Origin of the sequence: uncultured Paraglaciecola sp. (assembly GCF_963977085.1) — a bacterium.
Lineage (GTDB): Bacteria > Pseudomonadota > Gammaproteobacteria > Enterobacterales > Alteromonadaceae > Paraglaciecola.
The window spans coordinates 210,687-225,403 of record NZ_CAXBNC010000001.1; the positions used below are offsets into that span (position 1 = coordinate 210,687).

7 protein-coding genes and 1 pseudogene are annotated in these 14,717 nt (G+C 40.1%); 3 read left to right on the plus strand and 5 right to left on the minus strand.

Annotation, left to right across the window (positions count from 1 at the left end; all coding sequences use genetic code 11):
- The first annotated feature begins 11 nt into the window (after positions 1 to 11).
- Entirely contained in the window at positions 12 to 992 is a 981-nt protein-coding gene (gene ftsX / locus AAC000_RS00945; RefSeq protein ID WP_339719271.1) for a permease-like cell division protein FtsX, read from the plus strand.
- Positions 993 to 1,123: 131 nt separating this feature from the next.
- Here the strand turns inward: ftsX and AAC000_RS00950 are convergent.
- Both AAC000_RS00950 and parC read right to left on the minus strand, forming a co-directional pair.
- Positions 1,124 to 2,395, minus strand: a pseudogene (locus AAC000_RS00950) (ectonucleotide pyrophosphatase/phosphodiesterase).
- A gap of 104 nt (positions 2,396 to 2,499) precedes the next feature.
- Positions 2,500 to 4,824 carry a DNA topoisomerase IV subunit A gene (gene parC / locus AAC000_RS00955; protein WP_339719273.1) on the minus strand — a complete coding sequence of 775 codons (2,325 nt, stop codon included), beginning with the start codon at positions 4,822 to 4,824 and terminating at the stop codon, positions 2,500 to 2,502.
- Between the two features lie 639 nt (positions 4,825 to 5,463).
- Here parC and AAC000_RS00960 point away from each other — a divergent pair.
- Entirely contained in the window at positions 5,464 to 8,463 is a 3,000-nt protein-coding gene (locus AAC000_RS00960; protein WP_339719274.1) for a 7TM diverse intracellular signaling domain-containing protein, read from the plus strand.
- A 13-nt stretch (positions 8,464 to 8,476) separates the two neighbouring features.
- Here AAC000_RS00960 and AAC000_RS00965 read toward each other — a convergent pair whose 3' ends face one another.
- The 3 genes from AAC000_RS00965 to AAC000_RS00975 all read right to left on the minus strand — a co-directional run bounded on the left by AAC000_RS00965 (position 8,477) and on the right by AAC000_RS00975 (position 13,741).
- A complete protein-coding gene (locus AAC000_RS00965) occupies positions 8,477 to 9,169 on the minus strand; it encodes a DUF2982 domain-containing protein (RefSeq protein WP_339719275.1) in 693 nt (230 codons plus the stop codon).
- A 280-nt stretch (positions 9,170 to 9,449) separates the two neighbouring features.
- Positions 9,450 to 12,575 (minus strand): efflux RND transporter permease subunit, encoded by a 3,126-nt coding sequence (locus tag AAC000_RS00970; RefSeq protein WP_339719276.1) that lies wholly within the window; start codon positions 12,573 to 12,575, stop codon positions 9,450 to 9,452.
- A complete protein-coding gene (locus tag AAC000_RS00975) occupies positions 12,575 to 13,741 on the minus strand; it encodes an efflux RND transporter periplasmic adaptor subunit (protein ID WP_339719278.1) in 1,167 nt (388 codons plus the stop codon). Before AAC000_RS00975 ends, AAC000_RS00970 begins: the two co-directional genes overlap by 1 nt.
- A 129-nt stretch (positions 13,742 to 13,870) precedes the next feature.
- On the opposite strand from AAC000_RS00975, the gene AAC000_RS00980 reads away from it, so the two are divergent.
- Complete coding sequence (locus AAC000_RS00980; protein ID WP_339719279.1) at positions 13,871 to 14,503, plus strand: TetR/AcrR family transcriptional regulator; 633 nt, start codon at positions 13,871 to 13,873, stop codon at positions 14,501 to 14,503.
- The last annotated feature ends 214 nt before the right edge of the window (positions 14,504 to 14,717 follow it).

Genomic DNA, 14,717 nt, shown 5'->3' on the forward strand with positions numbered 1-14,717 from the left:
AGGTCAAACAAATGAGTATTTTGTTTCAAGGTAGAGTGCAAGGCGCACAAATCTCGCAAATATCGACTTACCAACGTTTTATCATGTTTTTTGTCAGTCACTTCCGACAAGCACTAGGTAGCTTAGGCGAGTTATGGCGTTCAAAGGCTGCATCACTTATGACAATTGGTGTATTAGGTTTAAGTATTACCCTGCCTAGTACCCTATATGTGATGGTAAAAAATGCCGAGAATATGAGTTCCGGTTGGGAACAAGCCTCACAAATTTCTTTGTTTTTGAAAGACACGTCCAGTCAAGGTGATATAGATCAACTGCTAAAACGTATCCAACTTTGGCCAGAAATTGATTCAATAAATTATATTTCAGCAGACCAAGCACTTGACGAATTTAAGCAATTATCAGGCTTTGGTGATGCCATTGCCTACTTAGATAAAAACCCTTTACCCAATGTGATTTTAGTTACTCCAACAAGTCGCCATGCAAGCCCTGTAGCCGCTCGATTATTGTTAGACAAGTTAAAAAATGAAAGAGAAGTGGATATTGGTAAACTGGATGTTGAATGGCTAGAACGTCTACATGCGTTGTTAGATGTCGTCAAAGACTTAGTCACAGTCATTGCTCTTTTGTTATTTTTAGCTGTTGTACTTATTATTGGCAATACGATAAGACTAAACATTCTTAGTAAAAAGGATGAAATTTTAGTGATGAAACTGGTCGGCGCTACTGATGCCTTTATTCAACGGCCTTTTATGTATACTGGATTTTGGTATGGATTTTTAGGGGGCTTGTTGGCTTGGGTCGCGGTTATTTTACTTTTATGGTGGATGAGCAGCAGTATTAGTGTGGTTAGCGAATTATATCAAAAGAATTTTAATTTAACCGGTGCTGACTTCTCTACTTTCTTGTGGATGTTAGGCTTGTCGGTGTTCCTCGGCCTGGCAGGCTCGTTACTATCGGTCAGACGACATGTACGGGAAATAGAACCTAAGTAACTTTAATTCAAGAACATCGCCAAAACTTCAAATAAGGGGCGAAAATCATCTTAAGCTCAACCCCTTACAATAGTCGTATTTGCCATTCTTAAAAAATAATCTTAATCTAAATTTTGTTTCACTAGTGTCACTTATTCAACGGCTGGCAGACATTCTTTTTCCATTAAATATTCCACATTCTTAATATTTCCATCGGTCTTGGCAGGTTTAATATTTAAGGCACAGGCCAATAAACCGTAGACTTCTATGTTATCAAAAGGCTTAGCAGTCATTTTTTTCTTAAAAGCCGGGCCGCTAGCAATAAAGGTAGCCTGCATCAAAGGATCTTGATTGTCATATCCATGAGTCGCAAAGGTACGACCTAATTTAAGCATCGATTGTGGCTGACTTTTGTCGCTACTAGCATAAATACTCCAGCCTGAATCAGCGAGTAACATTAGATCCGGCTCCCTTTGAGGGTGGTCAAAATGGTATTCAGCGGGAAAAGAGCCTCGGCGTAAAACCCGCATTTTAGGGTGAGCTTTGTGTAAGATTTTGAATGCTGCATCCACTAACATAGGCTCTGTATACAAATTCAAGAATGGGGCACGTACCGAGGTTTTGTTAGTTGACCAGTCAGGGACTCTAAAAGCCGATAAATCTATCAGTGGATCAAGATTGATCACCCTTTCGTCAGACAGATTGACCATTCCATGATCCGCAACAACCACTATATTTGCGTGCTCTTTAAGTCCTAACCGGTTGAGTCCTATTAATAAATGGCCTATGTGTTTATCAACCATAACAACGGCTTCACGTTCTTGCGGCGAATCTACACCAAAATCATGGGCCGCGGTGTCGACTGCTGAGAAGTATAAGGTTATTAGACTTGGACGCTCTGAGTCAGGAAGAGCAAGCCACCCTAGTATTTCTTCAACACGTTCACCTTAGTCTTTATTTTTTTGATAGGGTTTCCAAAAAGAGGGGCGCTCACCATCAATCTCCACTTCTGAACCGACCCAAAAATAAGTGGCTGCTTTTATTCCTTGCTTTTCAGCTGTGATCCAAATAGGTTCACCGCCCCACCACTTAGGGTCTGTTACGTCAGTTTGACGATTAAATTTACGGCCTAATTCTCGGTCAAAAGGATAATTAGAAATCATTCCATGATGTTTTGGATGTAAACCAGTAGCTAAAGAATAGAAATTCACAAAGGTTTTAGTGGGCATGGCGGGGATCATATTGGCCCTTACACCCACGTCTGCCAATAACTGTAGATTAGGCGCATGCATACGTTCTAAGGTATCTGCTCGCAAGCCATCCACTCCAATCATAATCACTATTGGGTCTTCAGCTCCAGATGCGCTATCAATAAGCCCCAATAAACAAAATGTTAGCAAATATCTAAAATAAACCTTCGACATCTATTTTGATCCTCAATAGATATTCCAAAATGTGCTGCATATAAAGCTGTATAGCAAAGAAGAAAAGTGGACGAAATCATTGCGCCCACTCAACTGCGAGGATATTACTGAACAGGCATGTCTATATCATTGACATCAGTCGAACCTGATTCATCAGTTGGGTTAAGAGCTACCCCGGATTTTTCAACTTCAACACCATCAACCCGTTGCAAGCCTCTAGGTAATTTATTGCCTCGTCTACCTCGTTCTCCCTGATAATGAGCAAGATCCGCTGCAGTTAACGTCATACCTCGTTTTCCCGCTAAAATCTTAACGTTAGCGCCTTGAGGCACTACAGCCAACACACTGACAAACTCTTCTCTAGTTTGGACTTTTGCTGAAGGAATACTCAGTAATTTGTTGCCTTTACCTTTACCTAAGCTTGGTAAGTCACGTAGCGGAAACATTAACATTCTGCCCTCATTGGAAATCGCCAAACACCAATCTGTTTTTAGATCGTACACTGGCTGAGGGCCAATGATCTTAGACGCTGTAGACAATGACAAATAGGCTTTGCCTGCTTTGTTTTTACTTACCATATCGCTAAATTTACCGACAAAGCCGTAACCAGCATCCGATGCCATTAAATACTGTTGTTCATCATTGCCCATCACTAGATGTTCAACCTTTTCACCGCTGACAATATTAAACCGTCCAGTTAATGGTTCTCCTTGGCTGCGAGCGGAAGGCAAACCATGAGCATCACAAGAAAATGCTCTACCCGAAGAATCGAGAAATACAACTTGTTGATTGCTTCGCCCTTTAGCACTGGCTTGATAACTATCACCGGCTTTGTAACTTAGTCCTTCAACATCTACATCGTGGCCCTTGGCACATCTGGCCCAGCCTTTTTCAGATAGCACAACAGTCACAGCTTCTGAAGGAATCAACTCTTTTTCAGACAAAGCCTTAGATTCACCTCTCGCAACTATTGGTGAACGCCTATCATCACCGTATATCTCTGCGGCTTCTAATATTTCTTTTTTGATCAGTGTCTTTAAACGTTTATCAGAACCCAATAATAATTGCAGTGCGTCTCGTTCTTTGGCTAACTCTTGTTGTTCTCCTTGGATTTTGACTTCTTCCAATTTAGCAAGATGACGTAGTTTTAAATCAAGAATGGCTTCTGCTTGAATATCCGTTAATTTAAACTGCTCCATCAATTGCTGTTTAGGCTTTTCTTCGTAACGGATAATTCGAATCACTTCATCAATATTCAAAAAAGCGATCATTAATGCTTCAAGAATATGCAGTCTGGCAAGTACTTTATCTAATCTAAATTGCAACCTGCGTATAACTGTATCTTTTCTAAAGCTTAACCACTCAGTTAATATCTTTCGTAAGTCTTTAACTTGAGGTCGGCCATCTAAGCCAATCATATTGATATTGACTCGATAACTTTTTTCTAAATCTGTTGTGGCAAACAAATGTTGCATCAGTTGTTCTACGTCAACACGATTAGAGCGCGGCGTAATTAATAAACGAGTTGGGTTTTCGTGATCTGACTCGTCTCGCAAATCACTCACCATAGGTAACTTTTTAGCCTGCATTTGTGCAGCAATTTGTTCAAGAATTTTACCGCCCGATGCCTGATGAGGCAAAGCTGTGATAATAATGTCACCATTGTCCTCAGCATACACTGCGCGCATCTTGATTGAACCACGGCCAGTTTCGTAAATTTTGCTTATATCAGCTTTTGGCGTAATTATTTCTGCATCTGTTGGGTAATCAGGCCCTTGAACAAAGTCTAATAGTTCATGTAATTCGGCTTTACTATTGTCTAACAAATGGGCACAAGCATTGGCGACTTCACGCACATTGTGGGGAGGAATATCTGTCGCCATACCCACTGCAATACCAGTAATGCCATTTAATAAAATATGCGGTAAACGGGCTGGTAATACTTTTGGTTCGTCTAAAGTACCATCAAAATTTGGCTGCCAATCAACAGTGCCTTGACCTAACTCCGTGAGCAGCACCTCACTAAACTTAGACAAACGCGACTCGGTATAACGCATCGCGGCAAAAGACTTAGGATCATCGGGTGCGCCCCAGTTTCCTTGCCCATCAACTAATGGATATCGATAAGAAAACGGCTGTGCCATCAGCACCATGGCTTCATAACATGCTGAATCGCCATGTGGATGAAATTTACCTAGGACATCACCCACAGTTCTTGCTGACTTTTTATATTTTGCTGCGTTATTTAAACCCAGTTCAGACATTGCATACACTATTCGTCTTTGCACTGGCTTCAAGCCATCACCAATATGTGGCAATGCTCTGTCCATAATGACGTACATAGAGTAATTTAAGTAAGATTCTTCAGTGAACCTTTGCATCGTCAATTGTTCGATGCCGTCTTTATTGATAATGGTTTCTTGACTCATGTTTGACTTTTTACCAGTTCTTCTTGTTTTAAATTGTTGGTTGCAAGTGAATAATACCTAAGACTTCATTATTCTAATGAATAGATTACCCTATAAATGACGCTGATTACATCAACTAAGTTTATCTTTCCCCATCAAAATAAAGTGAAGACCAGTTGTTCTTTCATATGTCATCGAGACTGAAGTCATTTATTTTCATAACTAGGTGTGTATAGCGCCGTAACTGTCTCGTCACTTAATTATTCTATGACTGAGATGAGTCACCAAGTTAGGCGATTAAATAGCTTATGACCGGCAGCTGATCCTATAGAGTTTTACACAAAATGCTTTCACTGGTAAGCAAGTTAGGCTTTAAAAACAGTTTGTTTGAATAACCAATTTTCATTGTTTCTTTCTATATTGAGCTCTTTTTAAGGTACTTATCAGCAATATATTAAAGGTCAATGGGCCCTAACGTTTGCCATAAGTATTAGTCGGATGGTTTAATGTTGTTACTCACCACCATACTGACTGAATTAGATGTTGCTTTTTGTTTGCAGATTTTTACTTTTAATTTTGTTGTCACTGCCTATGTTGGTAAATGCGCAAGGTAATGTGCAGTTAATTTCTACCTATGAGGCGCTTAGGCTTTCATCACAATTGAAGGTATATAGAGAAACAGACAAGCGATTAGACGTTTTTGAAGTCAAACAAAAACTTGATGAATTTGTTTGGCAACCTGGAGACAACCCCAACTATGGATTTTCCGACAAGGGGGTGTGGTTACATACCACCATTAGTAATGTTACCGACAACAAAAAATGGGTAATAGATGTTGCATTTACGCAACTGGAAAAAGTAGACATTTACGTATTACTAGATAACGAAGTTTGGAGTCAAGTTAGTCACGGTACTAGCCGTCCTCACCCCGAGTATCGTTTTCCAACCTTGAAACTTGATATGCCTTATGCACAAACAATTGACTTATTTGTGCGCATAGAGAGCCAACGTTCTACTCTAATTGCGCCCGTTGATATACAAACACAAATACTTCATCAACAAGCTAATTTTTATGACAATCTAATATGGGGTTTGTTTTACGGTGGGCTTTTTATGTTGGCCCTTTACAACCTTATTCTGTACATAGGATTAAGGCAAAATAGTTTACTGGCATATGTTGGCTATATTTTTTCTATTCTAATCTGGCAGTTTGTTTGGGGTGGCCATTCACATTTACTTTTGTCCAGTGCAATCACACTATGGGTAAGTGCTCATACTGACTTGATCTATGTGCTTATCGGTATTCTTTCGGGATTATTTACTATTTCTTTTCTAGAAATGAAAAATTCCCACCCTAACTCATTGTTTTATATTAAATTAATAATAGCTGCTTTAGCTATTTTGGGAGTGTTATCGATATTAAACACCTTGCCTCCAGTTTGGCAAAGCGGTTTGATTTATTTGACAATTATTGTCGCCATAGCTTGCTTCACTTACTCAGGCTTTGAGAGCTTTAATAATCAATTTTATGTCGCCCGATACTTTATTTTTGGCTGGAGTATATTTTCAGGTTTGACCCTTATTAATATGTTGGGCCTGGCGAGTATTTTACCTTCAAATTTTTTCACCGCTTATTGTTTTCAGCTAGGCATTTTTATTCAGGCGGTGTTGTTTTCACTGGCTTTGGTGGAAAAAAGCCGTCATCAATTAGAACTAGAGGTAGAACAAACGACTGAAGATCTCAGAAATAATATTGAACTAGTCGAAGAACAAAATGTGCGTTTAGATATTGCTCGCAAAGATGCGATTGCAGCAAGTAATGTAAAGTCACAATTTTTAGCCAACATGAGTCATGAGATACGCACTCCTTTGAACGCTATATTAGGCTTTAGTCAAGAGTTGCATTCAAATTCACTGCCACCAGAAAAACAAGAACAGGTGAGTATTATCAATGCTGCGGCAGACAATTTATTAAGTATTGTGAACGATGTTTTGGACTTTTCCAAAATTGAAGCCGGTAAGTTAAAAATTAACAATCATCCATTTTCACCTAACGATATGCTAGAAGATATGGTCAGTGTGATGGCCAAGTCTGCTCATTTAAAAAATCTAGAGTTTGTTTACAACTTAGAGCCTTTACCAGAAAAACTGATTGGCGATAGTTATCGTATTAAGCAAGTTTTGAATAACTTACTGGGAAATGCACTTAAATTTACAGATCAAGGTTTTGTTAGTCTTTCAGCCAGCGGTAAAGAACGAAATCATGGCATATACGAACTAGTTCTTAAAATTGAAGATTCTGGTATAGGCATAAGTCGCGAAGACCAAAGAAAACTGTTTTCCGCTTTCTCTCAAGTTGATGACGCGCTGAGTCGATCATATCAAGGAACAGGTTTGGGCTTAGTGATTTGCCAAGAATTAGTCAAACTTATGCGAGGTGAACTAACCTTGCAAAGCATGCCAAACTCTGGGAGTACCTTCACTGTAACAATCAGATGTAACTTACTGAACACCAACCTTTCCCTCAGCCCAGACAGTGAATGGCAAAACAAGAAAATTATATATTTTGACCCTTTCCCGCAATCTCGCCATTGTGGTGTAAAGATGCTGACATATCTAGGCGCAAACGTGACTGGTGTGGAATCTTTGGCTTATCTAAGAGAGCTAAAAGAGTATTATGATTTAGTGCTTATATGTGTGCCAAATAACAAAGAGAATATTTTACCGAGTATTTTAGAAGCCACACGACACCTAAATACAGATGATTCGGTATTGTTATATTCTGGCATAGAATCGTTGTCAAATCGTAGCGACCTCGCACAGTATTTTTCTCATAAAATACGCTTGCCATTAACCTTAGGTAAACTCAACGATTTATTACATGAACCAATAGAAAACCCCACTGATAAATTACAACAACGTTTAGTCGATTTGCCCACTGCAAGGGTATTGGCTGTTGATGATATGGAAATAAACTTACGGTTACTCACTACTTGGCTAAAAAACACCAATTTGCAGCTTACCTTGGCTTATAGTGGTGCCGATGCCGTTGCCCAATGTAAGGAACATGAATTTGATGTGATCCTGATGGACGTACAAATGCCAAACATGGATGGATTAGAAGCGACCAAACAGATCAGGCAAACAGATTTAAATTTAGGCACCCCTATTATTGCTGTTACAGCTCATGCGTTTAAAGAAGAGCAAGATAGACTGCTGGCTTCCGGAATGGATGATTACTTGCCCAAACCCATCAACTTGTCAGATTTAATAGACCTGATAAAACGCTGGTGTCAAGTAGCTGACCCAATAAACGAAGAACGCCCCAGTTTTGACTGGTTACTCGCACTTAAACGCGCGAATCAAAATGAGGATGCAGCTAAAGATATCTTGCAGCAATTTGTACAACAATTACCTGAGCTGGTAGCGTCTATTGAAAAAGCGAATCAAGTCGAAAACTATGACGAGATGCAGGCCAAAGTGCATCAATTACACGGCGTATGTTGTTATACAGGTGTTCCCGCGATGCTTACACTGTGTAGTGATATGGAGGGTGCGTTAAAACGAAAACAATTTGAGCTCGCCAATTTAAGGATGAGCAAACTAAAGAGTGAATCCGTTAACCTTTTATTAGCAGTAAAAAAAGCGAATATTGTTTAGGCAGTTTACTGCTTTAGCTACTCATAGGAGCCGATAATACTCGAAGGTGGCATTGTCGCAACAAATCAACAAATTCCTGCTCAGGTCGATCTAACTCGGAACCTGAGACATAAAGATCATATCCTAAACGCGCCCTTAACTTAAGCATACGATTAGCAAACATGGCTTGAATCCCTTTGTACTCTATCCCCTTGGTATCCTTAAAATAATCATGTTCTAACATGTCATCACTATGACAGGTGCCACTGGCACAATCTTTCGAAGCGGGCATTTCGTGGAATAGTAAAGAACGCTGCTCCATTAAAATATTAGTCATTAATCGTGGCGACACATTGTTCAAAAAGACTGAGTAGTCTTTAATTTTAATCGCGACCATATCCAAGGGAATACGCTGTAATCCTTGGGTGACTTTAGGTACATCAATGCGCTGAATATTATTCCAATCAAGCTGCCATTGGCCATGCCTATGCTTGTAAAGAATAGATGTTCTAGATATAAGAAAGCTGAACTGTGGCTCTCTATATTTGAGCCAAGCGATTAGCAATGTCACAAGTGACCCACAAGTCAAAAAGATACCAATTAGGAATAATGATTTCGGCAGAATGGAAAAACTAATGCTCGCCAAAAACAGGCCAACTAGCCCAAGCATAGCACTGACAATTATATTGCGTTTTGCTTGGCTCCTGATTTCAATAAGATCTTGCATAGATGACCATACTTACCAGTTGAATTCACTTTTATTCATCCCAAAAACCAAAGGTAAATAAGACAGCTGAGAACTGCCCAAATAACTATGGCCCTGATCCGCTTGCACTTCACACAATCAGTATGCCACCAGCTTAACAGGTTTTTTTTAGCGGTTTTCATTCTAACTTTTGCCAATTACCTAAAGTCATTGCTCATAAACTACATGTGAAGTTTTATCCTAACTCGCAGTATAGATATCAAGCAACCATAAGTGTTGCTATTTACCTGTGACACTTGAGTTAAATGCTCGGTGCAGCTCTATTTAACTTAGACACAACTAAAGGGGTAAACACTAAAGATAAAATAACCGAAAAGCCCACTCCGCCAGCCAAAACAACAGCAAGAGGCGGCCAAAACGTTCCTTCACTAAACAACAACATAGGAATAAACCCACCCACAGTTGTGAAAGTTGTTGATAATATATGCCGACTACAACCCATTGTTTCTTTAACAATTTGTTGAATATCCCCTGCTTTTGCCTGTGGATTAGCATTTATTGCAGCAATCACTACAATTGAACCATTAATAGCGACACCTATGAGTCCAGCGCACCCCAGTAAAGGGTTAAAACCAATAGGTAGCCCAGAAAGCCAAAGACTGAACATACCTAATCCCACGGATAAAATCGCCACAGACCCTATCACTAAGGCCAACCGCAAACTACGAAATGATAAAATGAGTGTGGTGATCATCAACATTAACAACACAGGGGCATAAGTAGCGAGTTGACCCAGTGCCTCTTGTTGTTTATCCGCATCACCAGCCATTTTGAAACGATACCCCTTTGGCATACTAAAATTGCTTTCTTCTAAGGTTTTTAATACTTGTTGACTGACATCTATAGCGGTGGCGCCTGGCAATAAATACGCCTCTACATTATTGACGCGCTCGCCGTTTTGTCGGGTAATACCTGCCACTGTAGGTTTTAATACAAATTGACCCAAGGCGGATACTGGCATCCATATACCTTGACTAGCGAGTTTTTCACTCAACAGAGGCAAAGCTTGGATTTGTGGCAACTCCCCCCCTAATTCCTTTCCAACTCGAATTCTGATAGGTATTTCTTCGGTACCTTCTAATATCGAACCACCTACTTTTCCGTCTAATGCATACTGTAGTTGCTGAGAAATATCGACTAAGGACATACCCGCCATTTGACTTGCGTCTTGTGTTGCTTCAAGCACCCACTCGGGCTCACCAAAAGTAACAGAGGCAATAGAATGGGATATGCCCGGTGTTTGCGACATTGCCAACCTAACTTGCTCACCTAAGGTATTTAAAATATTGATATCTGGCCCGAATATTTTAAGCCCAACGGGTGCAGGTACTGGGGGACCTTGACCAAAAGCCCGCACCACAACTTTAGTTTCGGGGTAGACTTGGTCTAACTCAGATTGCAATTGACCTATAAGGATTTTCGCATCGGAAACACTTTTTGCTTTTACTACCGCGTTTGCATAATGCGATGAGTTATCTTTATTCATGACTTGGTTGTAATACACAGATGGAAATGAGCCACCCACTAACCAACTTAATTGCACCACCTGTGGTTTTTTGCGGATCAGTTGTTCCACACTTATAACCACATTTTGAGTTTCCTCAATTGCGGTTCCCTCTGGCATCCATAAGTAAATTTCAAATTGATCTCTGTCCGCGCTTGGGAAAAACACATTACCCAGTTGCCCTGCTAACATAAATCCAGAAGCAGAAATCGCAATACAAGCCACTATCGCAAACAAAGGTCTTTTAAGGGATTTTTCAAGAAAGCTTCTGTACCCAAGACTAATAGCGGGTGCTTGAATACCAATGGAATACCACGCAGATGATACTTCTGATTTTCTAGATAAAAACCGAGCGGCTAGCGCTGCGATAATAGTCAGAGAAATAAATAGCGAGCCGATCAATGCCATCACCACACTAATAGCGATTGACCCAATAAAATCACCAATATTGCCAGGCAGTAAAAAAATGGGCATAAAGCCTAAAATAGTGGTCAAAGTTGACGCTAATAAAGGCACAAATAAATGCTCGATACTTTGCGTTAATGCATCAATACGACTGATATCAGAGTTGACGAGTTTACTGCGAATTTCATCTGTAATCACAATCGCATTATCAATAAGCAAACCAATAGCGATGATGATGCCAAAAATTGACATTTGGTGAATTTGCTCATCAAAAAAACTCAATGAAAAAATGGCAAAGGCCGCGCATAGAGGCAATGACAAACCAACAATCCATGATGCCTTTATGCCCATAAAAACAAACACCACGGCCATTACCACTAAGCTTCCGAGTAGCAGATTTGTAGTCAATTCAGACAAACGCGTTTGTGTATAAATATTCTGTTCAAACACAATATTTGCCTCTACTGTACCTCCATATTGACTATTAAATTGTCTAACAATTTCCTTAGCGTTGGCTGTCCATGTATCTACCCTTAAGGTGGTTTGCATGCGTGATGCAACAAATACGACCTGTTGCCCATCGACCAATCCTATATCATTAACAGGTGAGCGAGCCCCTCTTTCTACTTTGGCTATGTCCCCTAAGCGTAAATAGCCAGCTTGTTCATTTGCTCGCAGCGGTAAATCTCTTATGGCAGAAACACTATCAAGCTCCTGAGCAACTTGCATACGCATATTTTGTTCTGGCGAATACATCATGCCAGCCGGAACCTTAGGATCGGCACTAGCAATTAAATCACTCGCTTGGCTGATACTTAAACCCGAACTTGTCAGTTGCTGTGGGTCAATAGTGACGCGAATTTCTTCGTCTAACTCGCCATAAACTCGCACCAACTCAGTACCGGGTACATTGCGTAGTTGGTCGGATAAATGGTCTGCCATTCGACTAATAATAGACAAAGGGGTGTCATAACCTTTTGCTGGTTGAAGGCCAACCAGCATTGTAAAGGCAGTTGCTCCTCTGCGTTCATCCAGTAAAGGGTCCCCTGCTCCTTGAGGAAATTTGAGTTTTGCGTTGCCTATCCCATCACGAATTTTAGAAAAAATTTGTTCGTTAGTGCTGTTGTCTACCCATGCCTGTAATTCAAGAGACACAACAGAGGTGCCAGAGCGGGAGGTTGACTTTATTTCTTTAATTTCATGTAGTTGCCTCAGTTCATCTTCAATCACATCGGTGACAAGTGCTTCTACTCTTTCTGATGATGCCCCTGGATACGGCGTAATCACCAACACATTACGGGTATCAATTCTCGGATCTTCTAAACGTGGGATATTGTTAATAGCAGACAAACCAGCGACCACTAACACCATAATACTTAGCACTAACAAATGCCCATTGCGGAAAAACAGGCTATACCAAGGAAACGACTGATTATTTGAATGCGTTGACTGTGGCATTATAATAAACCTGCAACTGAGTTAGTTGTAATGCCCTCAGCCACTAGCACTTTTTGTCCCGGCACTAAACGCTGAACACCTTCTATCACTACCAGTTCAGCATCTTGTAAAGCCCCTCTTACAAAAGCTTTTTTGTCATCTGCGTGTAACAATTCAACGAGCTTAGCCACTAATTGCAATTCGCCATCTATAGCTTCAACGACAAACAGACTCCACAGCCCTCTAACACTACTCACTAAGGCTTTTCGTGGCACCCAAAACCCCGTCGAATTTACTTCACTATTGATAGCAAAATTTAATAAATCTCCGGGCAAAATAGACCGATTTGGCTCTGTCAAACTGACGATGACATCCACTGTGCGTGTATCTAATCTGCGTTGCTGCGCAATAGATTTAATTTTACCTAACAAGGGAGAGGATTGAGACAACACAGTGACAACTTGGTCTATGGCAAGTTGATTGGCGTAATCAGCTGACAAAGCAAACCTAACTTCTAATTGCCCGTTTTGTTGAAGCGTAAATATGGTTTGCCCTGCAGTTACTGCAGCCCCTTTATCCACTAATCGGTTAACAACACTGCCATCAAAAGGCGCCCGCAACTTAGTTTTACTTATTTCAACCTGCAGACTTTGTTTACGGGCTAAAATTTCATCCGAAAAAGCATTCGCGGCATTAACTGACTCTGTTGTTTCATCTAAACGTTGCGCTGACTCAAGATTTTTATCAACCAGTTCAATCACGCGTTTAAGGGACAACTTGGCCAAGTTAGCATCCGAATTTGCGCGATTAAAGATGGCAGATAACTCAGTCATTTGCGCCATAAGCCTTTGTGTGTCCAATTCAGCTAAAATTTGCCCTTGGATGACTTGTTGTCCTTCATCTACCAATAAATTCACTACAGAGCCCGATAAATCAAAACCTATAGCCGCCATCTGTGGCGCTTCTGCTCGGCCAGCTATCAAATATTTTTGCACATATTGTTGATGCCATTGGATAGGCATAACATTCACTAAATGCTTTTTAACCTCCGTTGGTGCTTGCTGAGTCTGGCCACTACCGGAAGCTTTCATGAGTAAAATTAGAGCCACCAGTGCAATGAAAGGCAGCAACCAAACCAAGTATTTTTTATAACTTGGCTGTTGTGGCAACTGAGGGGTACTTGTCATAAAATTCCTGCTGGATTTGATTAATTGAAATCCACTTAAATAAATACTGGACTGTCTAGTTTGATATATAATAGTATTTAATATTCAGGTTGCCAATACTTTTATAAGGCCAAAAGAGGTTTATCATTGTTGAATAAAGAAACAAATAAGGCTGGTAGGCCCAAAAGCGCTGAAAAACGTAAACAAATACTTGAAGCAGCTAGCGACCTTTTTTTGGAGTTTGGTTTTAGTGGCTGCTCTATGGAGATGGTGGCCAAACAATCAGGTGTTTCAAAGCAAACGGTTTATTCTCATTTTAATAATAAAGAAGCATTATTCTTAGCTGTAATAGAGGACAAGTGTGCAGAATACCAACTAGATGACAGACATTTATCAGGTGAAAATTACGATTTAATTCAGGTATTGCGAGAACGAGGTCTACAGATAGTTAAGTTACTACATGACCACAAGGTGATTGCCATTTATAGGGTCATAATAGGCGAAGTTAACGGCAATCCTAGAGTGGCGGAGTTATTCTACCAAGCGGGTCCAAAACATAACTTGGAATATTTGGCAAAATGTTTTTTGAAGTTTGCTGAACACTCAATGACTGAGGAACTCGCCTATAAGTACGCGGTGACGTTTTTTAGTCTGTTGAAAGGCGAATTTCATATTAAAAGTATTTTGGGGTTAAACTTTACTTTATCTGATTCAGAGCAAATTGCTCAGGTAGAATTTGCCATTCAACAGATTGAACATTTACTTACACCCAAAACAGACTAGGCGGCTATTTTCGACTCCTTACTTTCAAAACAAAAGCCGCTCAATCAAACATAGTCTGCTCAGCATAAATTATACTGCCGCCCTAAAAGAAACAATAACAACACGCTAGCTATTCATTATGCCAATTCAAAAAGTGATCTAAATTAAGGCATTGTTGCGTATTGAAATGGATACCCTAATTGTTCTGAAACGCGCATTTTGAAGTAGTATAGGT

Coding starts and splice junctions, on each gene's coding strand:
- AAC000_RS00970 (WP_339719276.1), bottom strand. CDS start 12,575: ATGCCACAGTCAACGCATTCAAATAATCAGTCGTTTCCTTGGTATAGC.
- parC (WP_339719273.1), bottom strand. CDS start 4,824: ATGAGTCAAGAAACCATTATCAATAAAGACGGCATCGAACAATTGACG.
- AAC000_RS00965 (WP_339719275.1), bottom strand. CDS start 9,169: ATGCAAGATCTTATTGAAATCAGGAGCCAAGCAAAACGCAATATAATT.
- AAC000_RS00975 (WP_339719278.1), bottom strand. CDS start 13,741: ATGACAAGTACCCCTCAGTTGCCACAACAGCCAAGTTATAAAAAATAC.
- ftsX (WP_339719271.1), top strand. CDS start 12: ATGAGTATTTTGTTTCAAGGTAGAGTGCAAGGCGCACAAATCTCGCAA.